The organism is Flavobacterium sp. ACN6 (assembly GCF_002304005.1).
Classification (GTDB): Bacteria; Bacteroidota; Bacteroidia; order Flavobacteriales; family Flavobacteriaceae; genus Flavobacterium.
Map to the genome: position 1 here is coordinate 64,495 of NZ_MRCQ01000014.1, position 24,636 is coordinate 89,130.

Sequence of the window (24,636 nt, forward strand, 5' to 3'; positions counted from 1 at the left end):
TTTTTGGAATATATCAATATTATTTTCTTATGCCACAGGTTAAACTTTACCTTTTTGATGCTTAAGGGTACCATATTTTCCGGCATAAAAATCACGGTATGCCTCTGCTATACCTGAGGAGCTGTTCATTACAAATGGGCCTTCCGCTGCAATAGGCTCCGTATACTCCTCACCCCCGAATAAAAGTAAATCAGTAGCCTGATCTTCATTATTTTGAAGGGTTATCTCGCCTGCCGTCCTGTCAAATTCGATAAATTCTCCTGCCTGAAACTCCAGATCATTAAGTACCGTTTTCCGGCTTGGCAAGAAAGCAGCCACCTCAATTTTATCACCCAGGGAAATTGTAAAATCCGTCCCCGCCTCAAGGTGGATGTGATATAAAAACTGCTCTGAATAATTTGGAATTCTGGAGTTAAGATCCTCATAAGCACCAACAATTACCTTCAACCATCCCTTATCTTCCGCAAACTTCTGCTGCGGGACTTCGCTGCTCTGTATGGCTAAATATTCCGGATCCTCAGATTTTATATTGGAAGGAAGATTGATCCAAAATTGAAAGGCATGCATAAGGTTATTCACTGATTGGGAGTCAGCATTTAACGTTTCATCATGAAGTATCCCATTTCCTGCTTTCATCCACTGAATTCCACCGGAATGAACCCTTTGGTGGTTGCCCCTGCTGTCAAAATGCTCAACCTCGCCATCAAGCACGTAAGTAAGGGTGGCAATGCCACGGTGCGGATGTGCACCTGTTCCGCTGTTTTTTACCCCGTCACTAAGTTTTGGGACTATATGGTCCAAGAATATAAAAGGCCCTACCTTGTCAGCGTATCTATTGGCAAGCATCCGGTAAATTGTAATATTTCCAATATCTGCCTTTTGTCCTTTTGTCGAAAAGCTTGTCTTTTTTTTCACAGGTTGTATCTCTTAATTGATTTATAATAGGACTAATAGGATAACTGCTTAAAGTTTCGATTGTGCAGACCGCAGCTATTCACTGCGGACTCAAGAACAAAGCAACATCCCCTAAAGATTACTGCTATATTAAATATATTTCGCAGCGGTACTTACTCTGCTGCTGGGTACTGGTGCAGCTAATAATTGCAGCTCCCAAGCAAATGCCACCCCGGTGGCCCCTCCATGATCCAAAAGCACTGGACCAAGTTGGTTTGCCGTTTCGGTACGGGCCCAATCGCGCTGCCATTCAGATACAACAGCCATCCAGGTAATAGGGGTAATCCCGTGCTGTAGCATACGGCGTACTGCCATATCGTGCGCCTCAGCAGAAACCGAACCACAGGCATCAGTTACAACGTAAACATCATAGCCTTCCGCGACCGCCTGAATAGCAGGCATAGCCACACATACTTCAGTCCACAAACCTGCAATTAACAATTGCTTGCGTCCAGTTTTTGCTACTACATCAGTAACATTTGGGTCTTGCCAAGTGTTGATCAGTGTTCGGTTAATTGGCTTTTGTTCCGGGAATACCTCCTGAATCTGCTTAATCAGTAACCCGCCGCGCTCTTCAATAACCGTTGTTAGAATTGCTGGGACGTTGAAAATTTTAGCGGCTTTCGATAACCCTGCTGCAGCATTAATGATCATTGCAGGTTCATGGCTGTTCAGGTTCGTAAACTGAAATGGCTGGTGATCGATCAACACAACGATACTGTCTTCAGGACGCAGCAGTGCTTCAAGCCCTGTTTTAAAACTTTTTTGCATGTGATTGTTTAATATTTATGGTTAATAATATAAGATGCCCACTACTCCCCTGGGCGCAATGGCGCGGTCATATGATTGGGAATGATCCTCAAAAAGTCATAGCAATCTATACAAAGTTCCATCTTTGCACGAAAAAAAACGATGACAAATGATAAATAAAGTTATATACAAATGTCTACTTTATGTAGACCAGAAGTTTAATCGCCTGTCGCTATAGTTTAATCTGGGCGCTCACAAACCCATACAAAATGTTTTCTCCCGCGCTTACCTGCTCGAGATAATTGCCGCAGTCAAACCAGCTCATCCCCGCCAGTAAGGTTATATGCCTGTTGGGCTGGCAGATAAATGTGCCAGACAGCTGGCTGCCGATATACCGGGACGCGGCATCACTGGGTTTAAAAATAGGGATCATGATCGGCCTGTAAATCCCATCACCCGTACTGTAGCGCCATAGGAAGGCGTAATCGCAGACAAAGGTTACTGACTTCGAAAAATGCACCGTGACACTGGGATGAATATCCATAAGATTGCTTGGCCCCAAAGGCACCGCAAGGCCGAAATAAGCACCCGGCGAGAAAAGGGGATTAAAGGTCTGATGGCTATTGTCAGCACGGCTTTGGTCGCCGCTTATCAGGTCAGCCTTAAGCCCAGCCTCGGGACTGAATTTAAATCCAGAAAAACGGTACGAAGCAGCCACGCCGGTGCTCCAGGCTGCTATTGTCCGCTCACCTACCGAGCCGAACTGGTACCCAGCTTCCAGGTCATAGCTCCAGTTGCGCATACTGCCAAAAATACGGGCGATAAGGCTGTGCCTTTTTTCTTTTCCCGCACCATCATTAAAGAGGGCCCTGGCATTGTAAAAGCCCAGATAATAAAAATTAAGGTTCAGTTTTGTCTCGGGTAGATGGATCTCTGCAAAGGTACCCCAAAGCCGCATGCCGGGGGACGATGTGTCGTCAAAAATACCGGTCTTGTCTACTACGGTATGCAGATAAAACACATCAGTGGCAATATTTCCTTTTTTATAAATTGCTTTTACACCGTCAAAGGATCTGCGGATATTGGGGGCATCCCGGAGCGAAACAATCCGTTGCGAGCCGTAGGCAACTTCTTGCCGTCCTGCCCTTAACCTTAGGGGAGAATTGGGAAAAAAACTGTAATCGATGAAAAACTGGTGCGGTTCCAGAGGATTCTCCTGCACTGGTACTTTAATGTCCGTGCTATTGGCCTGGCCACCCTGCAGTTCCGCAAAAATCCGCAGCGTCCTTGAGAGGTGAAGGTCCGAATGGAAGAGCCACCTGTTCAGCGTGTAGCCGTCTTTATCCTTCGGAGCTGCGCCCCAGTTCTCATTTTGGATAATCAGGTATTGTGTCCTGAAATCACCGCCAAAGCTAAGGTATCCGCCGCTTCCGATCCTTGTATATTTTACCTTATCATATAGGTCCCTGACGCTATCCTTTACAAGAACAACGTAATCTTCATCGTAGCGAAATTGCTGGAACACTGGAAAATCCTGCCCGGCTGCGAATTGGCTGCAGCACAGCCAGATCATCAGGACAATATGAGGTAACGGTCTTTTTTTACTATTCAACAGCCGGCAGGCAGTAGAGCCAAAGTATACACTTGGCCATGTTTTTTTCAGAATTGCTCTCATCAAAGGATTTTAGGGGAGAAATTGTTTATTATTGTACGCTACTAACAGGATAGCCCAGATCAATAGTTAAACTCTTTTATAGCATTTTCTTTACCAGCGGGCTGACTTTTGTACCGATCAGTTCTATAGACTGCATTAACTGCTGGTGCGTCAGCCCTGCATTATCCATCTGGAAAGTAAACCTGTCGATACCTCCTAGGGCTTTACTGTGCCTTACGAGTTTTTTTGCTACCTGCTCAGGCCCGCCAAGGACAAGTGCACCCCTTGGAGCGGCCAGCACATCAAAGTGCTCACGGGTTACCGCCGGCCAGCCCCGCTCGCGGCCCAGCTTGGTCCAAAGTTCTTTAAAGCCCGGATAATAATCAGCGACGGCTTTCTCATCGGTATCTGCAACATAACCCGGAGAATGCAGCCCCACCCTTAGCTGTCCAGGGGCAAAACCTGCACTGCGGCCTGCTTCACGGTAGAGATCCAGCAGTGGGCGAAAACGTTCCGTTTCCCCGCCAATCACGGCAACCATCAATGGCAATCCCAATGAACCTGCGCGGACAAAAGACTCTGGTGTACCCCCCACGCCAAGCCATACCGGGAGTTTTTCCTGCAGACTCCTAGGATAAATTGGATGCTTGTCAAGAGCTGGTCTGAACTGCCCTGACCAGGTAACATATTCGTTCTCGCGTATCTTTAGAAGCAAATCAAGTTTTTCCTTAAACAGTGCATCATAGTCCTTTAGATCAAATCCAAAAAGCGGATAGGCATCTATGGCTGAGCCACGGCCCACTACGATTTCTGCTCGCCCTCTGGAAATCAGGTCAAGGGTGGCAAATCTCTGGTACACCCTGACAGGGTCGTCGGTACTGAGCACCTTGACAGCGCTGCCCAAAAGGATACGCTTAGTTCTGGCTGCTGCAGCAGCCAGGATGACCTCTGGTGCAGAATCGAGAAATTCTTTTTTGTGGTGCTCGCCGATTCCGAACACATCAAGTCCTGCCTGATCGGCCCTGACAATACGTTCCAGCAGCTGTTCCATCGCATCGACGCTGCTCAGACTATTCTCGCCATACATGGCTGAGGCAAAACTGTCAATTCCTATTTCCATCTTGTTAATTATTTTTAGTTATGTGTTTTTAAGAAAGCAGCTCTGGTTGCGGCCCCGCCAGCCGGCTTGTATTTATCTTCGGCAGCGTTACATCTGCAGCGTTGTCAGGGCGGCAGGATAATGCGTTCCTGTTTTCAATCTTCTCTGGCCTGTTCTATTCATTCTTTACGGCTCGATACGAAATTCTTCCAGATCTGACGCTCTTCAAGGTGTTCGCTCCCCGGCATCATCAGTGCTGCAGCTGCCTTGGAATGAGCAGCTAGTGAACCCCCTTTGAAAACCAGCAGGTTTCTGGTGCTATAGCGGACGCCATTTACCTAGAGGCAGTCCCTTAGGATAAACACCGCACTCTCCCCATACCCATCGAGGGTGCATGTTTATAGAATAAGAAAGAATTGGTATTAACACTGCTGCTCAACGTGCAGCAATCCCTATCCTAAGCTGTTAGAAAGTATCCGCATAAGAAAGAAGTGGTTAGCTCTGCCTGCCTTGTTGGCAGGACTATATCAAGCATAGGGCGATAAGTACGGATCATGTATACTCTTTAAAACGGTTGATAAAAGCTAAAGGGCGATTACAAAAGCCTGCAAGGCAGCCATCTGGCCATCCCTGAAACGCCAGACATCGCAATAGCTGTAAGTGAGAGGTATTCCCTCCGCGTCCTTGATTGTGATTTTCCCTATTGCTACGACATTGTCGTTATCTCCTATTAGTTGCTGCACGTCAAAAACAGGAGGCTCCCTATAGGTTGCTTCAAGATAGTCACGCACTGCTGCCTTCCCCTCCAGCACCCTCTCCCCGATGAATTCCCATACCAGATCCTCTGAGCAAAAAGCCAGAAAACCCTCATGATCCCCTTTTGCTATCTTATCGTTTGCTTCCAAAAGCATTGCTTTATTATCCATAATAGGTCATTTAAATATTTTATGTAAAAGATACTGAAAAAGCACCCTATCTCCCGACCAGTTGCCAGACTTGCAAAGCGCAGTGCTACATGCCATGTTGTCCCGAGCCTCGGCACAACGAACATCCATTGTGCTGCTGAAAAGATATAGATTACTAGCTACACACTTCATGGACCATCCCTCAAATGCGGTGGACCGCCAATCCTGCTGCTCCCTGGCAAAACAAAATCAACCGTGAAGCTTCCCATATCGCCTTTTTATGCCTGCTTTCGTCCAAAGTTTTTCAACAGCCATAGGAAATCGTTACCAGCCCAATCTAATTATAAACACTTCCCAATGCCGGCAGAGTATAGTCCGTACCAGTCAGCCTTCTTTTTTCAACTAATACAGTTGCGGCAAACCACTCGCCGGGAATTTTCAGCAACATAAGCAGGGCCGGCGATACGTAAATCTGCTGGTTCTTATTTACCGGCATACTCGAAGCCCTTGCCCTTCGATCTAAACCCGATCAAAGCTAATAAAAGGCAAAATTACAGAGGTAGACAATTGATAAAAAAAACCGTTGATTTTTATCAACGGCTCTAGATTAATATTGTATTAAATGAGATAAAATAGTTGCTGCAGTACAGGCCGGATCAAACAGCTCAGATCAGGATAAGGTCATTTACACGGTCCATGCCCAATTATTTTTGCCCATAGTAGCTTCCAAAATATTTTATCGGCGACCAATTCGGAATAGGTTCAGGAAGTTGTGGTGCCAGGTCACTATAGGTGCCGGCCCCGTAGACAACCCTTCCACCCACTACAGTTAAAAGGGATGTAATATTTTTAATTTCCTGCGATGGTACCTCGAAGTAATCTGCGCTCAGTAGGGTAAAATCAGCAAGGCTGCCCGGTGCAATTCTGCCCTTATCCTGCTCCTGGGATTCAAACCATGCTGCTCCGGTGGTATATAACCTCAAAGCTTCTTCACGGGTCAGGCGGTTATCTTCTGCTAAGACAACTGAACCAGAAACCGATTTGCCGGTTACCATCCAGCTGAGCCCAGTCCATGGGTTGGCAGGTGAAACGCGGAATCCGTCTGAAGTCATTGACAATGGCACGCCGCTGTTTACTAATGCACGCAGCCTTGGGGTGTACAACGCCTTCTCCCTGCCGTGTGTTTTAGCGAATGCGTCTCCATGGAAAGCCATTTTAGTATCCAGCGCGATGCCGCCGCCCAATCTTTTTACCCTTTCAATGTTTTCGGGTGAGATAGTTTCAGCATGCTCTATGCTCCAACGCATACCATCAAGTGGAGTAGAAAGGATAACTTTCTCAAGCGCATCCAAAAAAGTGGTCATATTTTCGTTATAAGTTACGTGCATCCTGAAAGGAATTCTTTTTTGGATCAGCTTGCGAAGGTCTTCTTGTGCATACTTCATCATGACTTGCTTTGGAATGATAACCGCTGGTTCATCAAAATTCTCGTGGTCATGCAGTTCAGCCCTTAGGAGCTCACCGGTTCCTTCGTATTCATGGCCATGCTCCATTGAAGGATGCAGGTTCTGTCCCGCACTGATAGGTGCTATCTTCGTGACACGGTTAATTTCATTATCTACCCAATTGCTATTGGGGTTCAAGTCTAAGCCCAGGTCCACAAAAGGGAAGCGTACATTCAGTCTGTCCTGCTCAATAAGGGTTCTCAAAGGAGCATGGCCTTCAGGATAGCCTATAATACTGGCACACTCTATCACCGAAGTCACTCCAAACCTATTGAGGTAATTGAAAACATATTCCAGTGAACTCACTTCCTCTTCAGGCGTTGGTCCGGGCGTCATGCCCTCTAATGCAATAAACATAAAGGTATTTCCCGTAATTACCCCGGTATAATTTCCTTTTTTGTCTTGGTGTATAGTTGTGCCTTCGGGCATCTGAAATTTAGCTGTTCCTACGCCCAGCTCTTTCATCGCCGGCTTATTAAGAAACCCCCAATTGTAGGCGTAATGGATCAACAGTGGCCTGTTTGGCACTGCCTTGCTCAGCTCTGCGGGGGTTGGCATCCTGTTCTCAGCAAATTGATAAGGAGACCATCCGCCTGTTACCCTGACCCATTGCCCCTCCGGGGTCCTGGCTGCCTGCTCTTTTAGCATCTCCAGTGCACGCTTGAGCGTAGGCACACCATCCCATCGGACTTTGTGGGTAAAATTCCTTTCGTTCAGCGGGTGAATATGCGAATCCTCAATTCCGGGAATAAGCCTGCTGCCTTGAGCATCGATAACCTTTGTCTGGGAATCTTTCATAGCGAGGATTTCGACATCATTGCCAACAGCGTAAATCCTTCCGCCCTTTACAGCAAGCGCAGTGGCCTCAGGCTGTGCGGCGGCCTGTGTGGTGATTTTTGCATGGAATACTATCATGTCCGCCCCGGCAAGCCTGTTGCCAATCTGGGCATGGAGTCCAAGAGAGAACACAGTCAGGCCCAGTAATGTAATTCTTTTTTTCATAAGTTTTCTTAAAGATTAAATAACTATTTGCACTGTGCACCATTGCGTAATATCAGTGGTGCAATACTCTGTAAAATTGCGACCTATGCGGCCAATCCAACGATGATATTTCATAAAAAAAACCGTTGATTTTTATCAACGGTTTTATAATTATGGCTGGGCAAAACAAAACAAAGAACTATCGTACCGACTGTTTCCTGACCCTGCTTAATGTTTCTTTAGTGATTCCCAGATACGACGCAATCTGGTGCTGCGGGAAGCGGTTAACAAACTGAGGATGATTGGCTGTAAATTCCTCGTAACGTTTCTCCGCACTGCAGCCAATAGATAAATTTACCCTTTTCTGGTTTGCAATAGCATGCCGGTCGTCCATAATACGGAACATCTCTGAAATACAAGGGATCCTGACTGCCAGATCCAAAAAATCCTGTCTGGTAATCATAAGCAGCTGGGTGTCTTCCCAGGCTTCTATACAATATTTTGACGGTGTCATCAGTGTAAAGCTTTCTCTTTCATCGGCCCAGTAATCCTCCACAAAAAAGTTTACGGTCTGCTCTACCCCCTTTGCATCAAAACAACACTGCCGCATCGCACCTTTAACAATAAAGCCGGTGTAACGATTCACATCGCCTTCCTGCAGGAAAAATTGCCGTTTTCTAAGTTTTTTTGGTGTAAAGGCATTTTTAATAAGTTCCTGTTCCTCGATGGTAAGCGAGCAATTGGCATAACGGCATATGTAATTGAAAAGATTCTCGAACATGGTCATTGTTTTTTTGCGTAGGTAAAATTAGCATAAATTTTATTAATCTCCACCTCAAGTGGATTGGTCGCATATATTTTTAAGAATAATTCCATCGATAGATATTGATTTTCTTTATCAATTATCATCGTTGAAGCTGGACTGTAAAATGGATTTTGGCTTTACTTTTTTATATCTACAATTTGACACAGAAACACAAAAAAAGGTAATTCTACTTCTATAAAATTTCTTACTGTTAGTGTCCAGGTTTTTTGGCAAATCGTGGCACAGCGCGTTTTGAAAAATCAGAAACCTTTTAAAATCATGGTTTAAGAAGTTAGGCTTAAAAGTGGAGGGTATACTTTTTTGCCGCTAAAAATTAAGGCTGTTTTTCTAAAATTTAGTACAAAATTTTAAAGCATATGTGTGGATCAAGAATGGGATTCGGAGTTCGAGCCCCTCTGTGTGCAACAGAGAAATAAGCTCACTAGAAGACGGGCACTTTATTTTGCATTATAAATTTGGCAGATTGGTTGTCCTTATTGGGCATTTGTAATTTTGGGGATTGGCGGCCAAATAAATAATTTAAGAAACGAAATGAACCAACATATCAAGTTCAGAAATTTCACAGCTAATAACTGTACTGAAACTGGTATCAATTTTGAAATGACTATAGTTTCGGTTAAAACGTTTTATATATTATACCTCCATTTCTATTTTCGCAATACAATTTAGGATTCCATAGACTATTGTCCTTATTCTTTCTCTAACATCTGGCGCTTTACGCGGCTAAGGGTATCCTTTGTTATACCTAGGTACGACGCTATAATGTGCTGCGGAAAACGCTCAAGGAAATTGGGATAAGCCACCATAAATTCAGAATATCGTTTTTCTGCTCCTGCGCTTATCGACGAGGTAAGCCTCTTCATATTTGCAACAGTATTCCTATCATCCATTACCCTGACCATCTCGGCAAAAGCAGGGCACCTGCCTATTAGCTCTAAAACATCAGTTCTCGTAATCAGCAATAGTTCTGTATCTTCCCATGCATCAATAGTGTACAGCGATGGTTTTGATGTTGTATAGCTTTCGCGATCTCCTACCCACCAATTCTCAATGAATAACTGTACAATGTATTCTGTACCCTTATCATCAAGAGTATACTGACGCATTGCGCCGCTAAGGATAAACCCGTAATATTTGCATATATCCCCTTCCTGCAAGAAATATTGTCTTTTGCGCAGGCGCTTACGGGTAAAATAACTTTCTACAATCTTAAAATCGCTTTCCGTAATGCCATTAGGCAGATAACTGTTTATATAGTCAAATAGTTGTTTCATAAATTTCTTTTCTCAAGACAAAATTAAACTTTTTTTCTTTGTATCTAAAATTTGTCTGTAAGCAAACTCCGCCTTACTGCTCTTTAAAATACAGCACACAAACAAAAACCTATCTTAATCAAAACCATGATTACTTAGTCGTTGCTGCACAACTGAAAGACAACTTGGTTTGAGGGAGAAAATTAATATAGTTCTCCCCTAAGCCAGTGCAGGTCTATAAGGACACCTAATATATTGCTCATAATAAGTAGTGTTTGCCTATTTCGTATACTTGTAGACATTTGTATACTTTATTTATCGTCAAAGATCATTTTTAGTTTCTAAGGCAATCATGAACTTTGTTTAATAATCCTAATGGCTTTCTATCAAAGTATAATTGCAAGAAAGAATACACTGCGCATGAAAACTTTTACTTCATATACGTATCATTCTAAAAATATAGTGATAAAAAAGTAAACATACTTTTCGATAAAGAGACAATAGACAGATTCAGGAAATAGTAGCATTTACCGTATCATCCGTCTTGATACGGGTAAAATTTTGCGTTTTCCTATGATGAAAAATTGAAGCTTCGATTGTCCTGTTCAAGAGTAACTTCGTTCTTAATGATATGGAATTCTAGAAAGGAGAATTGATCGAATTGGACAGGAGCATACTGTCGCGGCTGATAATGACGAGTGTTATTGCCGCGGGAAGACAAATGCTGCCGGCGGTCGGACTACCATCCAATTTTACCATCATAAATAAATAAATAAATAAATAAATAAATAAACCAAAGAACGATACATATGGAAATAGGAATAGACAGTTTTGCCTCAGCCATGTATGGAAGCGATAACCTGAGCAGCGTAGATGTCATGCACCAGCTGCTGGAACGTATCGTCAGGGCCGATCAGGCCGGGCTGGATTTTTTCGGTGTTGGTGAGCACCATAGAGAGGGTTTTCTGGATTCTGCGCCAGAGGTCATCCTGGCCGCCGCGGCCGCCAAGACTAAGCGAATCCTGCTGGGGAGCGCGGTGAAAGTGCTAAGCACGGATGATCCAGTGCGTGTGTACCAGAGCTTTGCCACCCTGGACCTTATATCCAGAGGCCGTGCCGAACTGGTAGTAGGCCGAGGCTCTTCAATTGAAGCCTACCCGCTTTTTGGCTTTGATTTAAAGGACTATGATGCCCTATTTGCAGAAAAGCTGGAATTACTACTTCAAGTACGCGATAACGAATTTACGACATGGTCAGGCAAATTCAGGCCCGCAATGGACAACCAACCTGTTTACCCTAGAGCACTGCAGCAAAAAATGCCTGTGTGGCTGGGGGTTGGCGGTACCCCTGAATCTTTTGTGCGTGCAGGTTCATTGGGATTGCCATTGATGGTGGCGGTGATTGGCGGGGAAACCGAACGTTTCCGCCCCCTTGTAGACCTGTACCGCGAAGCGGGACGTATCGCAGGCTTTGCAGCGGAAGATCTCAAGGTCGGACTGCATTCGCCCGGTTACGTAGCCCATAGTTCTGAGCAGGCTATAGCAGATTATTACCCCGGTTATGCCAAATTATGGACTAAGCTGGGAAAAGACCGTGGATGGCCGCCAGTGACCAGATCGAGCTTTGATGCTTTAATTGCACCTAAAGGCGTATTGGCATTAGGTGGTCCGGAAGAGGTTGTTGAAAAATTACTTAGGCATAGCAAGGCACTCGGTGGTATTGACCGGTTTGCCTTTCAGATGGATAACGCAGGGCTGTCCCATCAGCAATTGCTGCAGGCTACTGAATTGATCGGAACAAAAGTTATTCCGCTGCTAAAGCAAGCATTGCAGCCCATAAATAATGAGACAGCCTGAAGTTTATAAACAAATAATAATAAATAAATATTATGGAAGTAGCTATAATAGAACGCGAAACTGCTGGTTATGCAATAGCACGTGAGAATAAGAAACGAGCTGGTGCAATGACATATTCCATTGCAGGAGAAGAATTGATAATCATTGACCATACTGAAGTGGAACCGGAATACAAGGGAAAAAGTGTCGGCAAAGCAATGCTATACAAAATTGTGGAGATGGCAAGGGGTAAGAACATAAAAATAATACCATTGTGTCCCTTTGCCGCAGCGATGTTTAAAAGCCAGGATGATATTAAGGATGTATTAAAATAACTATGCAATTATGTAAATTATGGAAACTATAAAAGAATATAAAAAAGGGGATTTCTTAGTAATCTGGAAACCAAAACTGTGCATCCATGCTGGTATTTGCGTAAAGACCCTGCCACAGGTGTACAACCCGAAGGCAACACCTTGGATTGAATGTGATAATGCCTCGATAGAGGACTTGAAGCGTCAGATCGAAAACTGTCCGTCGGGCGCATTGTCTTATAAGGAATCCTAAATCAAAAATTTACCCAGCACCCGATACTGGAAATGAATGATGGCACAAAACAATTTATTTGGTCTTTCACACTACTTCCCCTGCACGTCCCCAGAACATTCCTGCGGGTTACTGTTGTAAGTCACCAAACCGCTGTTATTTCTAATGCATAGCTATTTGTCGATTAAATTTTTAGTCAAATGTCATTTTCTAACATTTGGGGGAAAATTAACTTTGAATTTAAGATCCAAGTGCCTTTCAATGCATTACTGGACTACATAAAATTAATTTTTAATCGTAAATTATGAGAAAACTAATTATTATCCTAACAGCTGTAATCAGTATTGCAAATGGCAGAGCACAATCCAATGAACAAGCGGCAGGTGCCGATATGATAGTGTTTAATGCAAAAATCACCACTGGAAGCCTAACCAAACCCGAAGCTTCAGCACTTGCAGTAAGGCGTGGTAAAATTTATGCTGTGGGAACGGACGTTGAGATATTGGAATTAAAAAACAACAGCACCAAGGTTATCGATGCTGATGGTAAACGTCTGATACCGGGTATCAATGATGCCCACATCCATATATTGAATGAGAGGAGCTATAACTACAATGTCAGATGGGATGGCGTTCCGACATTGAAACGAGCATTGGAAATGTTAAGTGAGCAGGCTAAACGAACTCCTGAAGGGCAATGGGTAAAAGTCATTGGTGGCTGGTCACCGTACCAGTTTAAAGAAAATCGATTACCAACAATCGAAGAAATCCGCAAGGCCGTTCCAAACAGGCCTGCGATTGTACAGTATGCGTACAACCGGGCATTTTTAAATGAATTGGCCATGAAAGCTTTTGGAATGGGTACCGATCGCTTTCCAGCATTGCCTGGCACGGTTTTCGAAAAAGACAAGAAAGGCAATTTCACGGGGATTGTCGATGGGTTTACCTTTACGTTTATCGCACTGGAATCCATGGTGCCGCAGCCTTCAAGTGATGAGCAGCTTAGTTCAATTACAAATACGATAAACAGCCTGAACCGCTTTGGAGTGACTTCAGCTCTTGATGGGGCCGCTTTGGTCGGCTATCCTTATGGACATACTCAAATTCAGCAACTGGCCAAGGAAAAACGTTTAAATGTAAGAATGCCATTCATTGATCTTCAATTTGGTGATTCCAACAACGCTAGTCTGGTAGATGCAGAAATTAACGCGGTAACAAAAAAATCCCCTATAAGTCCGGGAGAGAACCTGCACCCGACCATGGCGCATGGTCATGAATATGAAGGTGCCGGCGAATTGCTTCGAGTGGAGCTGCACGACCATGAGAATTTCGACAGACCTGCAGTAGTTATCGATAAGGAAATAATGCACCGTTACATCAAAGAAGACATTACCAAACTTGTTGAGAAAGGAATTCCTTTTCGCATGCATATTAGTTACGATGAAAATATTACGCCTTTTCTTGACGAACTCGAAGCTATCAATAAAAACACACCTTTGGATGGTTTACGCTGGAGCATTGAGCATGCCGAAACAATATCTCTTGCGAATGCTGCCAGGGTAAAAAAACTTGGCGGCGGTATTGCACTGGATACGAAAATGGCCATGCACGGCGACGGGTTTATCAAAACCTACGGAGTGCAGAAAGCATTACAAACCCCAAAATTACGCGAGTTGTATGACAGCGGTGTTCCACTTACAATGACCACCGATGCCTTTAGGGTAGCTTCCTTTAACCCTTGGATTGGTATAAGCTGGATGACGACAGGAAAATCGGTAGCAGGCACTGAAATACTTGCAAAAAATAATCGGTTAACAAGGGAAGAAGCATTACAATTATTTACAGTCGCGCCGACCTGGTTTGAAGACCAAGAGAGAGAAATGGGAAAAATAATTCCGGGACATTTCGCAGATTTCGTCATACTTAACAAAGATTATTTTACCATTGCGGATGACGAAATACAAACCATTTCCTCTTTATTAACCGTAGTGGATGGCAGAGTGGTATTCGGCGCAGATCAATACAGCAGCCTGTCTCCGAAATTACCTGAAACATTACCTGTCTGGTCACCATTCAACTATTTCGGCGGGTATTATCAAGCCAAGAATTAAAATGTACGATTAAGAGTCCATACACATTCCTAACTAACTGATTAGCTAATTTTTGGCCAACTTTCATGAAAGACAATACTAATCAAAATTAGTACTGTCTTTCGACTGCAAAATTCGATATATGAAAACATTTAAATTAACTTTTTTTCTGGTTATGACAACGCTGTGCATTACGGCACAAAATTGGAAAAGCGACCCAGAACATTCGAGATTGGGTTTTAGAATAGAACATATGCTAATCTCAGAGGTAAACGGCATCTTTAAAAACTTTGAGATAGACATTAAAGCAGCAAAGCCGGATTTTAGTGATGCTACTATAGAATTAAGGGCTGAAACCGCCTCTATTGATACAGAGGTAGAAGCGCGTGATAAACATCTGAAAGATAAGGATTTCTTTGATGCGGAAAACTATCCTACTATCCAGTTTAAAAGCAAATCCCTGACAAGAATCATTGACAATAAATATTCCGTTACCGGAGTTTTAACGATGCATAATATAAGCAAGCAGGTTACCGTAGTACTGGTACACAATGGTAACCTAAACAATCCAATAACAAAAAAAAGAACGGCAGGCTTTCAAATTACCGGTACGATCCATCGTTCTGATTTCAAAATAGGCAGCAAGTTTCCTGCGTCATTGGTCGGAAATGACGTTTTTATCATCGTAGATACTGAATTACAGCTGCAGTAAGCTGCAATGTAGCTGTAGCGGATACCTATTTTGCCGCAAAAAATTAAGGCGGTTTCTTAAAGATATTATTCCTATAAAGTTTTGCTGCAGAAACTTAGTACACAACTGATGGATTTAATATCAATTCTTCCACAAAAACTACGGCTTTTTCTAAAAATACTGCACAAGTTTTAAGTTTTGTGGCAGAATCGTGGCACAATGTGTTTGGAGTGGATACCTTTTTTGCCACAAAAACTTAAGGCTGTTTTCTAAAAATATTTTACAGGCTGAAGTTTCGTGGCAGAATCGTGGCATACTAATATTCTAAAATAGAAAACGAGTTATGGTAGCCGATCCAACTGTTAGGTTCGAATCTGCAGCTAATCATTAATATTTAATTACAGGTGCAGTAAGTCACTATCCAGCATTCATTCGTATTAAGCAGTCATCAGGTACAAATAAGGTACAAGATTAAAACCTGCAAAATTAATGCAGTTAATGAGAAAGAAAAACCACTTTACAACACCCCCTTGATTTTATGAAGTCCCTTAATTATATAATGCTCTCCATCAGGCAGTAAGGTCTGCCCTTTGGTAATCCAGGAAACACCAAAGGCAATTACAGCAATGGATTCAAAAATAAAAACAAAAGGGAACTTTTCAAATTTCCATTCCGCAATAAAATAGATCCCCATAATAAGCAGACAGGCAATAATCACCCAGCCGCATATCTTAAAAACAATATTGCGCTTTCCCTTCTGGGTCAGGGATCCATCAGCTGATCGAATCGGAATTTTTTCATCTTTCTTTACAAAAAATACCAGCGACATTACAGCCAGACAGCATAAAAAAACTGCGGCCAAAACAAAATGCTGCCACCTTCCCGAAATAAAATCAAATACTCCACCAGTGCCGGTATGCACACTGTACTTACACTCCAGGCAGTCTTTCACAGTAGGCACAAAGGCAACTCCCATACCGCAGATCCCTGCAGTGAAAGTCAATAACTGTTCCTTCCAGTCGTAGCCTTTATAGGTAATAAGCAGTGTTCCTAAAACGCACAGCACTACCACTAATATGTCACCGCGGTCTGTATAATAATAATCACTAATGGAGGGTTCAAAACCGTAATAATCAGAAGGCCGTCTGGGAAATACCGACAAAACCACCGGAAGAAGCAGACCGCTGAATCCAATAAGATTTCGCAGTGTCAGGTACGAGAATACCAAATCATTATGCTGTTCCTTAAATTTATCAGAGGAATCATCTGCATCGGGGGTATCGACTTTGGCCATAGTTCAGCTATTTTAAGTTACAGAATATGAAATTTGAAAACAATAAAAAAAAGAGCCAATAACTTAAGTATAAGCATCATTGGCCCTTTGTAAAAAAAATCATAACGATCACTAAGATACACAATATTAACAAGATACAGCGTTTAAACGCAAAAAATATTACCTTACTCCCCACTATTTAAAATTGTGATTTAAATCTCTTATCAACCTCCTGCCGCATCTCATTTACAGTCTTAATCCGCCCTGCCTTAATCCAGTCCAGCAATTCAGATCGCAGAAAATACAGCTTCTTGCCCTGCTTGCTGACCGGAATCTCGTTTCTGCATACCTTGGAGTAAATGGTAGCCACCGAAAGCTTCAATAGTTTAGATGCCTCGATAATACTCATCAGCCCTGCATCTGCAGGCTCAGCGCTTTGTTTTTGCTGTATCTCTTTCAAAAGCCGCTCCATATTCTCCATCCGCATGGAAAGCGTCCCCAGGATATTAGGAAGATCTTCAAAGGTAAAGGGTTTCATAACAGTTCAATATTACGCAGTTCAAAATCAAAAAAATAAATCCGGCTGCCTCTTGTCTTTTTAAAAGAAGGCTCATAACGCAGGTAGCCGTATTCATGCAGTTCATGCATGCATTTATGGTAGGTGTATTTGGAGGATATCTTGGCAATCGGTGCAAGTTCCTGCCGGAATACTTCAACAGGATTGATAAAACCCTTAAGGGATCGATACCGAAGCAGTGCCGCATAAATGGCAATATGGGTACTGCTGATCCGGTAATCCTGTTCAATCACCGAAAAGAAATCCGATAAGGGTTTTATACTTTCCATAAGTGTCACATGGATTGGGATTTCACCTTTCTTTTTTTACTTTCCTTCTGCCCCGCGGCTTCAGGCTCACCGTCCAGATCTTTCGCCTGCTTTTTGGATACCGATTTCTCCTGCCCCTGCTGCAGCTTCTCCTCTTTGCTTTCACGGTGGTTAATGCGCTGCATATTTGTATCATACACATTAACGGTTTTAAAACGCGGATTGGCTTCCACATAGTGTTTACTCTCGACACCAGACACCACAAAAGTAACGGACTGCAGGTTTCCTTTTTTCAATGAATTTAAAAGATCTTCCTTGAATTTCGGGGTCTCCAGCTCTTTGATCGAATGTTTAGACAAAGCGGCTTCTAAATCAAATCCATAGTTCTGGTGGTAATGGTTCATCTTGAAGTTCCCATTAGGCTCAGCGTCCTTGAAATCCAATTGAACATAGGAATTATACACCTCTCCCTGCTTGTTTTTGAGATCTTTGTTCACCGCTCTTCCATCCAAAAGGTTAAAGGCTTCTTTCATGGTAAAGGTATTGTCCTTACTGACATAAAAAATCTGCTCGGGTGCATGCGCCGCGCCTTCTTTCTGCAGTACAGCCTTATAGGAATTAAAGAAATACAAATCACTCTGGTCTGACTTTTTAAAAGACAGCTCCGAAGACAAAGTCCCGTTGTCAAATTTCGCTTCATGCGGGATGGTAAATTCCTTTTCTCCTTTTTCCATTTTCTCTTTCAATACCCCCTGCAGTGTTTCTCCAAAGCCGGTGTATTTAATCTGATCGGCTAAAAATTCTAAATTTTTCTGATTCATAACGTTTGTATTTAAATTGTTTTCTACTATTTCACTGCTGTCCCGCAAAAGCCTTGCATAGGACGTAAGATCCAATACCAATACCTCATTGGAGGTGGTAATACCGCTCTCTATAACTATTTTTAAATCACCTCTCATAGAAGCAATCGGCATCCATTGATACTGCTCCACAGCATTCGACTTCTCTAAACAGCATTCTCTTGCTTTCAATGGCGTTTCAAAAAACTCAAGGGTCCCAAAATCCGATATCTGATGCAGCGGAAAAACGGTATACTGATACCCTATGGTCTGCTTGTCTGCAGCAATAGCTGCCAGTATTTCTAAGTCACTACTATTTACAATCATGATAGAACTAAAAAGGCTCAGTGCTGAATTCCCCTATAGGAATAACTTTATCGGTCAGACTATTACTAACATTGAGCTCCAAATGACGACCGCCGTTCTTCTCAATGAGCTGCAGTGTCAAATACTTATTCTCCGGGATGGTAAATTTCTCCAGTGCATAAACTTTAATGACTTTAGACTCATAAGGAATCACCAAATCAGATGCACTGTCATACAGCGGCTCCAGTTCAATTTCCTGCGAGGCGGTGCGTTTTGATTTTCTCTGGTCCCTGATAAAAAAACGAAACTGATCAACATCATAGTTAATCTTGGATTTATTCTCCAATACAACGCGCAGATACAATACATCCCCATTAATAAAAATACCGTTGACCTCCAGACTGATCTGATACTTTGACTTTTTTAAACCGCTGGTCTTTTTCTTTTTCAATACCGCAAGGGAAGCCAGCTGTTCTATCTGCTTTTGATTATCGTTCTCCAAGGAAAACAATACCTCTTTACTCGCTGCCAGCACATTTACTGCCTTTATATTTAAATCGGGGCAGTCTTCATTATAGTTCAGCAAAAAGACATATAATTTGGCGTCTGCGGTTACAACCGTGAGATTGGTATGCAAAAAATACTGCTTCGCGGCTTTAACCAGCAGTATGTTCTCCACGCCGCCCGCTTTCTGCACCAACACATCGGCACTTCCCTTATCGATGCTTTTAATTGGATAAGGAAAAACGATGCTGGTCGTCTTAGAATATCCAATCTGGAGGTTCTGGTACTGGTCTTCATTAAAAACACCCTCCCTGGCTTCACCCTGTGGGCGAGCTGACACAAAAACCAGCAGTAAACCCCATACAAACAAATGATTCATTCTTTTCAACAATTTCATAGCAGCTCTTTTTAAGATTTTTAAAAATTTAATTCTTTTGTTTTTCATCGTATAAAAGCACCTGGTATCCTGCTTTGACCACCACTTTTATGAGTTTTACCTTTTTACTCATCAGACTCTTGGCCGCCTCGATTCCCATTCCCGCTGCCTGCGCTCCCCACGAGTCTGAAATCCCGGAAAGCCCCACCGACTGTATCGAGCGGTCAGCAGAGGCTTTGGCGACATCCCTGCCCAAAGCTCCTGGAATGTAAATCCCATTAATGCCGTCCCTGTCATAAAGGGCAAGGGCAACAGCAAAAATGGAATTCCTGAATTGGATGTTAGCAATTTTAACCTCAAGTCTTTCCCCTTTTAACATGGCTGTTCCAAAAAGAAAAGTGTTTTTCGGGATTACAGTTCCCTGCAGCACAATATCATGGGTCAGTCTTAATTTCACCACCGATCCGTTAACAAGGGTCTGGGTCTGATGAACGACCGCCTCAAGAGCATTCTGCATTTCTTCAGGGGATGGCTCTTCATCCAGCGCATAAAAGGCATTCGATTTTAAAGAATGGACAGCATTAGCATGCTCCTGAAGTGAGCTGACCGTATGCTCCTGTTTGTTTTTCTGGACCGAGTATATCTTCCCTTTCGTGCTCTCTGAAGACTGCTTGAGCCTTTGCTCTACCCGCGAAGGATGTTGAATGTCCAGTATATTCTCCAGCATGCCTCCAAGCTGCTGCAGTTCGGGATCAGGTTCCTGCACCGAACCCAGAGAAGACATCATTTTTTCCAAGTTCTTGATCTCTGGACTCTCAGAGCTGTAATGTTCAAACTCCCGCATATCCTGCCCGTAACTATTTCCCGAAGCAGGCGCACTGATTGCCTTTTGAAGCGCTTGCAGTTTAGCATACACCTTCTGCTCCTTTCTGTCCTGAAGAGCTATTGGATTCAGACCTGAAGTCCCAGTACCAAAACGACGCGCCTGCAAATCAACAGACGTAAAATCCAAAGAATCAACAAGCCCCACCCGTAAATAATTAGGATCTTTTTTAATCTGTTCCTGGCGCTTAATGGAATCCACTGCTGCCTGATCGTAATAACTCATTTTATCCAGCGCAGCATCTTCCTGAAACTTGGGAATGGGAAGCTTAAAATTGAAGCCGCCGTGCAGCTGCTTTTCATCAAACTGTGCCTCTGCCCTGCCTCCTCCGAGTATGTAAAATAAAAAAGTAATAAAAGGCAGTGTAATCACGGGAAGCACCAAAAGCAGTTTGCGCTTTCTGGCTTCCTGTATAGAAATTGTTTTTTCCATGATAGTATTATTTTGAATTGATCGATTTAATTTTTAATATAACCGTTTTATAACCGCCTGAAGAACCAGCTTCAGAGAACGATATATAAACAGTACAGAGAAAGAAACTCCCAGACAGCACTACAAACAAAACCAGCAGCCAAAGCAGTGTCCTTCTGGAAAATCCTTCTGTCCAACTTCCTAACTGTTCTGCCCATCTTTTTTGAGCAGCAGCATACCAGGAAGAACTAACCACAGCCTTACGCTCTTCCTGCTTGTTAAACATTGAGTTCATATCCTATCATTTTACTTTCTGTTCTCCACCCCTAAATCCCTATTCTCCAAAGTCGTCCAGCGCTCAATTAAAAACCCGTGCGGGTTATTATCGCTTCTTGATACATTACGCAGGCTTCCCTGCGTGATCAGGCTTCTTTTTAAAATGCTGGTGGTTCGAATAATATGCTGGCGGGCATAACAGCTGAAACGATACGGATATTCCCCGATATCAACCGCCACACTGTCAATTTGAACGGTCTGGCTGATATTCCCTGATATAATTCCCGAATAAAAACCGTTTTCTTTCAGATCATCATACACCCGCTTAGCGCTGTCATCTGCCAGATAAAGGGCTTTGGTTACATTGGTTTTAATGACCTTGTCATCAGGATCAAGACTGAAAAAAAGCTTGTGAAAGGTTTTCACATGATCCCGCGCTTCCACCGCTACATTATCCTTCCGCTCTGAACCATACGCTTCTAAAGCTTTGCCATTGGCCAGTATATACACCTTATCCTGCATCAGGGTTACCGATTCAAAGCTTTTATAAAGCGTAAAACAGCAGATCACAACACATCCTAAAACTACCAGCAGGGTAAAGCCCCTGATATATCTAAAAGCAGTATCTATATTTTTCATTTTGGTAAACATGAGCCGTGTTTTTTAAATTGAATTTATTTGGAATTTCCCCTGAGCTTATCGCTTTTATAATCTCCCTGCTCCTTAAAATAAGGACTGCTTCCAGCGGTAGAGGCCATGCTTTGATTCATCCTCGCATCAGCATCTCCCATCATATCTTTAACCATTCCGGCTCCCTGTGCGGTTTTAGAAACCACTGATGCAGCCGAACCGGCAAACAAAGTGGTTACTTTCTGTCCCAATGCACTGCCTCCTCCAGCATGCACTATGTAATTGGCTACCGAAGGCACTGTGAAGTATCCTATAATGCCGATTATCATAAAAATCAAAAATGCAGTATCGGTCCTGCTGAAAAAAGTATCACCCGTGCTCTGCACCTGTGATAAATCCAGTTTGAGCATGAGCTCCTGAATCTTTCCAATAATGCTTCCAAAGATATTGGCCACGGGAAGCCAGAGGTAAATATTGATATACCGGGCCAGCCATACGGTAAGGGTATGCTGAAAGCCGTCAAATACCGCCAGTCCAAATACGAGCGGTCCCAAAATGGAAAGCACCACAAGCTGGAATGTCCGAAGCGTATCAATACACAAGGCCGCAGCTTCGAACAAAACCCGAAGCACCTCACTTAGCCATTCCTTAACGGAATTTCTAAAATTATAAGAAGCTTTCTCCATCGCAAACTTCACATCATTGCCAATTCCTGCCAGCATACTTTCATCCGATGGATCTTCATCATGGGTATATTTGTACCACCTGTCGCGATCTCCTGTTCCGGTGACCCCTACATACATTTTCCACGGATCGGTCTGCTTGACGGCCTTTTCCTTTTCTTTCAAAAGCACCGCCACTGCATTATTGGATCCCGCCACCATAGCACCAGTTGCCGTTACAGTGGGTTTCATCACCCCGTTAATCAAAGCCAGCACAGAAGGAAAAATCAGGATACAGAACCCGATTGCAAAAGGACGGAACAAGGGATAAAAATCTATCGGCTCTGCATTGGCAATATGACGCCAGACACGAGAAGCGATATACCAGATCGTTCCAAATCCCGCTATACCCTGCCCCACTGCAATAAGGTTACTGCATAAAGGCATCATCTCCTCATAGAGCTGGTCTAATACCGAGTGCAGGCTCTGCATCTCCTCCCCAAGTCCCTGCCCCCGCATCAGACAAGGCACCAGCAATAAGACAAGCAGGAACAAAAATCTCTTTAAAAAAGTATAACGATCCATCCCTTTAGTTTTTTAATTCCTGAAAAGATCTCGAAGCATAAACCTCTGCTGTCTCCTTGGCTCTCTGGAGCACCAGCACGCTGGATTCCCGATTGAAAGTGCGAAGGAATAACAGTTTGTCCTGCATCTGCAGATAAATGTTATCCACGGCCTGGAGCCTCTCATCATCTGACATCCGGAGCTTGTCGGCGGTGACCACCATCAGAAGCTCATCAAGATTGCGCAGGCTCTGGCTTAAAAGATTCGCATATACCTTTTCAAAATAATTGATCTCCTGCACTGAAAAACTCCCTGACTTAAAACGCCTGAGTCCACTTTTACTTTCCCTTGTCAATTGAATCTGAAAATCTGCTATCTCTGCCACTCTTTTATAATTCTTCACCGCAGGGCTGACCTGCATTAGGGCATCTAAAAAAGTTTTATGCAGACTGAAATTACCTTCGGACATATCCTTAACGGCTTTGTATCCTCCCGAGAGCAGCTCATAGCCTTTTTTCATATCACTTAAAATCTTTTTAAACTGCGACAGCTTTTCAATGTTTAAAAGCAGCTGCTGGATCTCCGCGGACTGTGCCCCTGCCCTGTTGGTAAAACATCCAAAACCAATAAGCATCATAATCATCACTATCTTTTTCATCTCTTTCCCTTTATAATCCGTAAATACCATTCAAATCCCTGGAATCTTTTTGATCTCCTGCTTTTGAAATCCAAAGCAGTCTGGCTTCCTTACTAAAAGCAATACAGAAATTATAATCCGCAAGCATCATTTCATAAAGCGCATCAATACGCGCTAAGCGCTCATTATCCTTAAGTTCCACTTTGGAATCGCTTGTCATGACCAGCAGTGCATCAAGTGTCCTGCTGCAATTCTCAAGCAGTCTTTCAAATGACCGCGCAATGTACTCCAGTTCACTGCCGTGAAACAGGTCACTGCCCTTAAGATCGGTATAGGTCTTTCTGCAGGCTTTTATAATCTGAAACTGCAAAGCAATAATCTCGGCTGTCTTCCAATACTGCTGAACTTTAGGGTTAATCTTCATAAGAGAAGTAAAATAATCTCCGTGCAGTTTCACTTCCCCTCTCTTGGCATCACCAATAAAATGCAGCCCTTTGGATACCGCCGAGTATCCTTTAGTGGCATAATCCATATACACCTGAAGCGCCCCAATCTGAAGCAGCAGTTCCTTTCGCTGCTTGGCCTGCGATAAAACGGCCTGCTGCAAAAACAGCAGTACCATCAAAACTAAAATCACTTTTTTCATGCTATTTCCCCTGTATTATGGAATTCCGTAAAATTGTTTGACCTGATTTACATCAGCAGCAGTCTTTGCCCTTTGCAGGCTCAGCAGTACATGCTGCTGGTTGAACAAAATCAAATCATCGTAGTTCGAATCAATCTGATCTGCGGCTTTGTTTATAATCTCCAGCCTTTTGAGATCACTCATCTGGGTGGTAAAAGAATCGAGTATCAAAAAGATCTGATCGATATTCTTCAAACTTTCTTCCAGTATGCCCGAGTACACCTTTTCCATATACTGAATCTCATTACCGCTAAAGTGAGGATCCTGCTGAAAAAGCTTCCAGGCTCTCTCGTATTCGGCAACCAGCCGGGTCTGCTTCTGGGTAATTTCTTTTATCCTCTGGTAGTAGGTTATAATTGATTTTACCTTCGAAAGTTCTTCATAATAGCCCCTGTACAGCTCTTTCTGCTTCTGGGTCCAGTCTGAGATTTCATCGAGCTTTAATTTAGAGAGCACATTCTCCACCTGCTTCTGGGCATTCTGAAGCCAGATGGTTTTATTCTGCAGTTTCTGAATCCGAAGATCAATAGCCTTGATTACTTTTTTGGTTACCGTTTTTACGATTTCCAAAATGGGAATCACCGCCTTACTATTGGCTGGTCTTGCCGGAGTACCAGCCAGCAGCAGACAGACCAAACTGATAACAAATTTCCTTTTCATATTCACTTCCTTTTTTT

General features: G+C 43.2%; 25 protein-coding genes. 5 read left to right on the plus strand and 20 right to left on the minus strand.

Translation table 11 applies throughout. From position 1 onward, the window contains the following. Positions 1 to 39 precede the first annotated feature (39 nt). The 8 genes from BSF42_RS18495 to BSF42_RS18530 form a co-directional block, all read right to left on the minus strand. Positions 40 to 915, minus strand: a complete 876-nt coding sequence (locus tag BSF42_RS18495) for a pirin family protein (protein WP_095954586.1) — start codon at positions 913 to 915, stop codon at positions 40 to 42. Positions 916 to 1,044: 129 nt separating this feature from the next. Next, positions 1,045 to 1,725: a hydrolase gene (locus tag BSF42_RS18500; RefSeq protein WP_095954587.1), complete on the minus strand. Its 681-nt coding sequence runs from the start codon at positions 1,723 to 1,725 to the stop codon at positions 1,045 to 1,047. 211 nt (positions 1,726 to 1,936) lie between these two features. Then, complete coding sequence (locus BSF42_RS18505) at positions 1,937 to 3,379, minus strand: alginate export family protein (protein WP_095954588.1); 1,443 nt, start codon at positions 3,377 to 3,379, stop codon at positions 1,937 to 1,939. A 76-nt stretch (positions 3,380 to 3,455) separates the two neighbouring features. Then, positions 3,456 to 4,478, minus strand: coding sequence for an LLM class flavin-dependent oxidoreductase (locus BSF42_RS18510; RefSeq protein WP_095954589.1), 1,023 nt, complete (start codon positions 4,476 to 4,478; stop codon positions 3,456 to 3,458). A gap of 563 nt (positions 4,479 to 5,041) precedes the next feature. Next, on the minus strand, positions 5,042 to 5,383 hold the full coding sequence (locus tag BSF42_RS18515; RefSeq protein ID WP_095954590.1) for a nuclear transport factor 2 family protein: 342 nt from the start codon (positions 5,381 to 5,383) through the stop codon (positions 5,042 to 5,044). Between the two features lie 683 nt (positions 5,384 to 6,066). Beyond that, positions 6,067 to 7,869, minus strand: a complete 1,803-nt coding sequence (locus tag BSF42_RS18520; RefSeq protein ID WP_095954591.1) for an amidohydrolase — start codon at positions 7,867 to 7,869, stop codon at positions 6,067 to 6,069. Positions 7,870 to 8,047: 178 nt separating this feature from the next. Then, a complete protein-coding gene (locus BSF42_RS18525; protein WP_095954592.1) occupies positions 8,048 to 8,629 on the minus strand; it encodes a Crp/Fnr family transcriptional regulator in 582 nt (193 codons plus the stop codon). Positions 8,630 to 9,363: 734 nt separating this feature from the next. After that, the gene (locus BSF42_RS18530) at positions 9,364 to 9,948 is read right to left on the minus strand and encodes a Crp/Fnr family transcriptional regulator (protein ID WP_095954593.1); all 585 of its coding nucleotides are present in this window, start codon (positions 9,946 to 9,948) and stop codon (positions 9,364 to 9,366) included. Positions 9,949 to 10,736: 788 nt separating this feature from the next. On the opposite strand from BSF42_RS18530, the gene BSF42_RS18535 reads away from it, so the two are divergent. The 5 genes from BSF42_RS18535 (at position 10,737) to BSF42_RS18555 (ending at position 15,109) form a co-directional block, all read left to right on the plus strand. After that, positions 10,737 to 11,783 (plus strand): LLM class flavin-dependent oxidoreductase, encoded by a 1,047-nt coding sequence (locus BSF42_RS18535; RefSeq protein WP_095954594.1) that lies wholly within the window; start codon positions 10,737 to 10,739, stop codon positions 11,781 to 11,783. Positions 11,784 to 11,815: 32 nt separating this feature from the next. Continuing rightward, a complete protein-coding gene (locus BSF42_RS18540) occupies positions 11,816 to 12,097 on the plus strand; it encodes a GNAT family N-acetyltransferase (protein WP_095954595.1) in 282 nt (93 codons plus the stop codon). 19 nt (positions 12,098 to 12,116) lie between these two features. Beyond that, the gene (locus BSF42_RS18545) at positions 12,117 to 12,329 is read left to right on the plus strand and encodes a (4Fe-4S)-binding protein (protein ID WP_095954596.1); all 213 of its coding nucleotides are present in this window, start codon (positions 12,117 to 12,119) and stop codon (positions 12,327 to 12,329) included. Between the two features lie 283 nt (positions 12,330 to 12,612). Next, the gene (locus tag BSF42_RS18550; RefSeq protein WP_095954597.1) at positions 12,613 to 14,418 is read left to right on the plus strand and encodes an amidohydrolase; all 1,806 of its coding nucleotides are present in this window, start codon (positions 12,613 to 12,615) and stop codon (positions 14,416 to 14,418) included. A gap of 121 nt (positions 14,419 to 14,539) precedes the next feature. After that, entirely contained in the window at positions 14,540 to 15,109 is a 570-nt protein-coding gene (locus tag BSF42_RS18555) for a YceI family protein (protein WP_095954598.1), read from the plus strand. Positions 15,110 to 15,605: 496 nt separating this feature from the next. Here BSF42_RS18555 and BSF42_RS18560 read toward each other — a convergent pair whose 3' ends face one another. The 12 genes from BSF42_RS18560 to BSF42_RS18615 form a co-directional block, all read right to left on the minus strand. Beyond that, positions 15,606 to 16,382, minus strand: coding sequence for a hypothetical protein (locus BSF42_RS18560; protein ID WP_095954599.1), 777 nt, complete (start codon positions 16,380 to 16,382; stop codon positions 15,606 to 15,608). A gap of 178 nt (positions 16,383 to 16,560) precedes the next feature. Beyond that, the gene (locus tag BSF42_RS18565) at positions 16,561 to 16,899 is read right to left on the minus strand and encodes a helix-turn-helix domain-containing protein (RefSeq protein WP_095954600.1); all 339 of its coding nucleotides are present in this window, start codon (positions 16,897 to 16,899) and stop codon (positions 16,561 to 16,563) included. Beyond that, a complete protein-coding gene (locus tag BSF42_RS18570) occupies positions 16,896 to 17,207 on the minus strand; it encodes a hypothetical protein (protein WP_095954601.1) in 312 nt (103 codons plus the stop codon). The genes BSF42_RS18565 and BSF42_RS18570 overlap by 4 nt, the downstream gene beginning before the upstream one ends. 5 nt (positions 17,208 to 17,212) lie before the next feature. Further along, a complete protein-coding gene (locus tag BSF42_RS18575; protein ID WP_253251119.1) occupies positions 17,213 to 18,352 on the minus strand; it encodes a hypothetical protein in 1,140 nt (379 codons plus the stop codon). A gap of 7 nt (positions 18,353 to 18,359) precedes the next feature. Beyond that, positions 18,360 to 19,280 (minus strand): conjugative transposon protein TraN, encoded by a 921-nt coding sequence (gene traN / locus BSF42_RS18580; protein ID WP_253251121.1) that lies wholly within the window; start codon positions 19,278 to 19,280, stop codon positions 18,360 to 18,362. Next, positions 19,261 to 20,526 carry a conjugative transposon protein TraM gene (gene traM, locus BSF42_RS18585; protein WP_095954602.1) on the minus strand — a complete coding sequence of 422 codons (1,266 nt, stop codon included), beginning with the start codon at positions 20,524 to 20,526 and terminating at the stop codon, positions 19,261 to 19,263. The genes traN and traM overlap by 20 nt, the downstream gene beginning before the upstream one ends. Positions 20,527 to 20,533: 7 nt before the next feature. Continuing rightward, positions 20,534 to 20,800: a hypothetical protein gene (locus BSF42_RS18590; RefSeq protein WP_095954603.1), complete on the minus strand. Its 267-nt coding sequence runs from the start codon at positions 20,798 to 20,800 to the stop codon at positions 20,534 to 20,536. Between the two features lie 11 nt (positions 20,801 to 20,811). Next, positions 20,812 to 21,420 (minus strand): conjugative transposon protein TraK, encoded by a 609-nt coding sequence (traK, locus tag BSF42_RS18595; protein WP_253251122.1) that lies wholly within the window; start codon positions 21,418 to 21,420, stop codon positions 20,812 to 20,814. 35 nt (positions 21,421 to 21,455) lie between these two features. Beyond that, entirely contained in the window at positions 21,456 to 22,592 is a 1,137-nt protein-coding gene (gene traJ / locus BSF42_RS18600; protein ID WP_371616242.1) for a conjugative transposon protein TraJ, read from the minus strand. Positions 22,593 to 22,662: 70 nt separating this feature from the next. After that, positions 22,663 to 23,295, minus strand: coding sequence for a hypothetical protein (locus BSF42_RS18605; RefSeq protein WP_095954664.1), 633 nt, complete (start codon positions 23,293 to 23,295; stop codon positions 22,663 to 22,665). 10 nt (positions 23,296 to 23,305) lie between these two features. Then, positions 23,306 to 23,920, minus strand: a complete 615-nt coding sequence (locus tag BSF42_RS18610; RefSeq protein WP_095954606.1) for a hypothetical protein — start codon at positions 23,918 to 23,920, stop codon at positions 23,306 to 23,308. 15 nt (positions 23,921 to 23,935) lie between these two features. Then, positions 23,936 to 24,619, minus strand: coding sequence for a conjugal transfer protein TraI (locus tag BSF42_RS18615; protein ID WP_095954607.1), 684 nt, complete (start codon positions 24,617 to 24,619; stop codon positions 23,936 to 23,938). Between the last annotated feature and the right edge of the window lie 17 nt (positions 24,620 to 24,636).

Coding starts and splice junctions, on each gene's coding strand:
- traK (WP_253251122.1), bottom strand. CDS start 21,420: ATGAAAAATATAGATACTGCTTTTAGATATATCAGGGGCTTTACCCTG.
- BSF42_RS18520 (WP_095954591.1), bottom strand. CDS start 7,869: ATGAAAAAAAGAATTACATTACTGGGCCTGACTGTGTTCTCTCTTGGA.
- traJ (WP_371616242.1), bottom strand. CDS start 22,592: ATGCGGGGGCAGGGACTTGGGGAGGAGATGCAGAGCCTGCACTCGGTA.
- BSF42_RS18510 (WP_095954589.1), bottom strand. CDS start 4,478: ATGGAAATAGGAATTGACAGTTTTGCCTCAGCCATGTATGGCGAGAAT.
- BSF42_RS18550 (WP_095954597.1), top strand. CDS start 12,613: ATGAGAAAACTAATTATTATCCTAACAGCTGTAATCAGTATTGCAAAT.
- BSF42_RS18560 (WP_095954599.1), bottom strand. CDS start 16,382: ATGGCCAAAGTCGATACCCCCGATGCAGATGATTCCTCTGATAAATTT.
- BSF42_RS18555 (WP_095954598.1), top strand. CDS start 14,540: ATGAAAACATTTAAATTAACTTTTTTTCTGGTTATGACAACGCTGTGC.
- BSF42_RS18575 (WP_253251119.1), bottom strand. CDS start 18,352: ATGATTGTAAATAGTAGTGACTTAGAAATACTGGCAGCTATTGCTGCA.
- BSF42_RS18610 (WP_095954606.1), bottom strand. CDS start 23,920: ATGAAAAAAGTGATTTTAGTTTTGATGGTACTGCTGTTTTTGCAGCAG.
- BSF42_RS18545 (WP_095954596.1), top strand. CDS start 12,117: ATGGAAACTATAAAAGAATATAAAAAAGGGGATTTCTTAGTAATCTGG.
- BSF42_RS18565 (WP_095954600.1), bottom strand. CDS start 16,899: ATGAAACCCTTTACCTTTGAAGATCTTCCTAATATCCTGGGGACGCTT.
- BSF42_RS18605 (WP_095954664.1), bottom strand. CDS start 23,295: ATGAAAAAGATAGTGATGATTATGATGCTTATTGGTTTTGGATGTTTT.
- BSF42_RS18515 (WP_095954590.1), bottom strand. CDS start 5,383: ATGGATAATAAAGCAATGCTTTTGGAAGCAAACGATAAGATAGCAAAA.
- BSF42_RS18570 (WP_095954601.1), bottom strand. CDS start 17,207: ATGGAAAGTATAAAACCCTTATCGGATTTCTTTTCGGTGATTGAACAG.
- BSF42_RS18540 (WP_095954595.1), top strand. CDS start 11,816: ATGGAAGTAGCTATAATAGAACGCGAAACTGCTGGTTATGCAATAGCA.
- BSF42_RS18590 (WP_095954603.1), bottom strand. CDS start 20,800: ATGAACTCAATGTTTAACAAGCAGGAAGAGCGTAAGGCTGTGGTTAGT.
- traM (WP_095954602.1), bottom strand. CDS start 20,526: ATGGAAAAAACAATTTCTATACAGGAAGCCAGAAAGCGCAAACTGCTT.
- BSF42_RS18525 (WP_095954592.1), bottom strand. CDS start 8,629: ATGTTCGAGAATCTTTTCAATTACATATGCCGTTATGCCAATTGCTCG.
- traN (WP_253251121.1), bottom strand. CDS start 19,280: ATGAAAAACAAAAGAATTAAATTTTTAAAAATCTTAAAAAGAGCTGCT.
- BSF42_RS18500 (WP_095954587.1), bottom strand. CDS start 1,725: ATGCAAAAAAGTTTTAAAACAGGGCTTGAAGCACTGCTGCGTCCTGAA.
- BSF42_RS18530 (WP_095954593.1), bottom strand. CDS start 9,948: ATGAAACAACTATTTGACTATATAAACAGTTATCTGCCTAATGGCATT.
- BSF42_RS18615 (WP_095954607.1), bottom strand. CDS start 24,619: ATGAAAAGGAAATTTGTTATCAGTTTGGTCTGTCTGCTGCTGGCTGGT.
- BSF42_RS18535 (WP_095954594.1), top strand. CDS start 10,737: ATGGAAATAGGAATAGACAGTTTTGCCTCAGCCATGTATGGAAGCGAT.
- BSF42_RS18505 (WP_095954588.1), bottom strand. CDS start 3,379: ATGAGAGCAATTCTGAAAAAAACATGGCCAAGTGTATACTTTGGCTCT.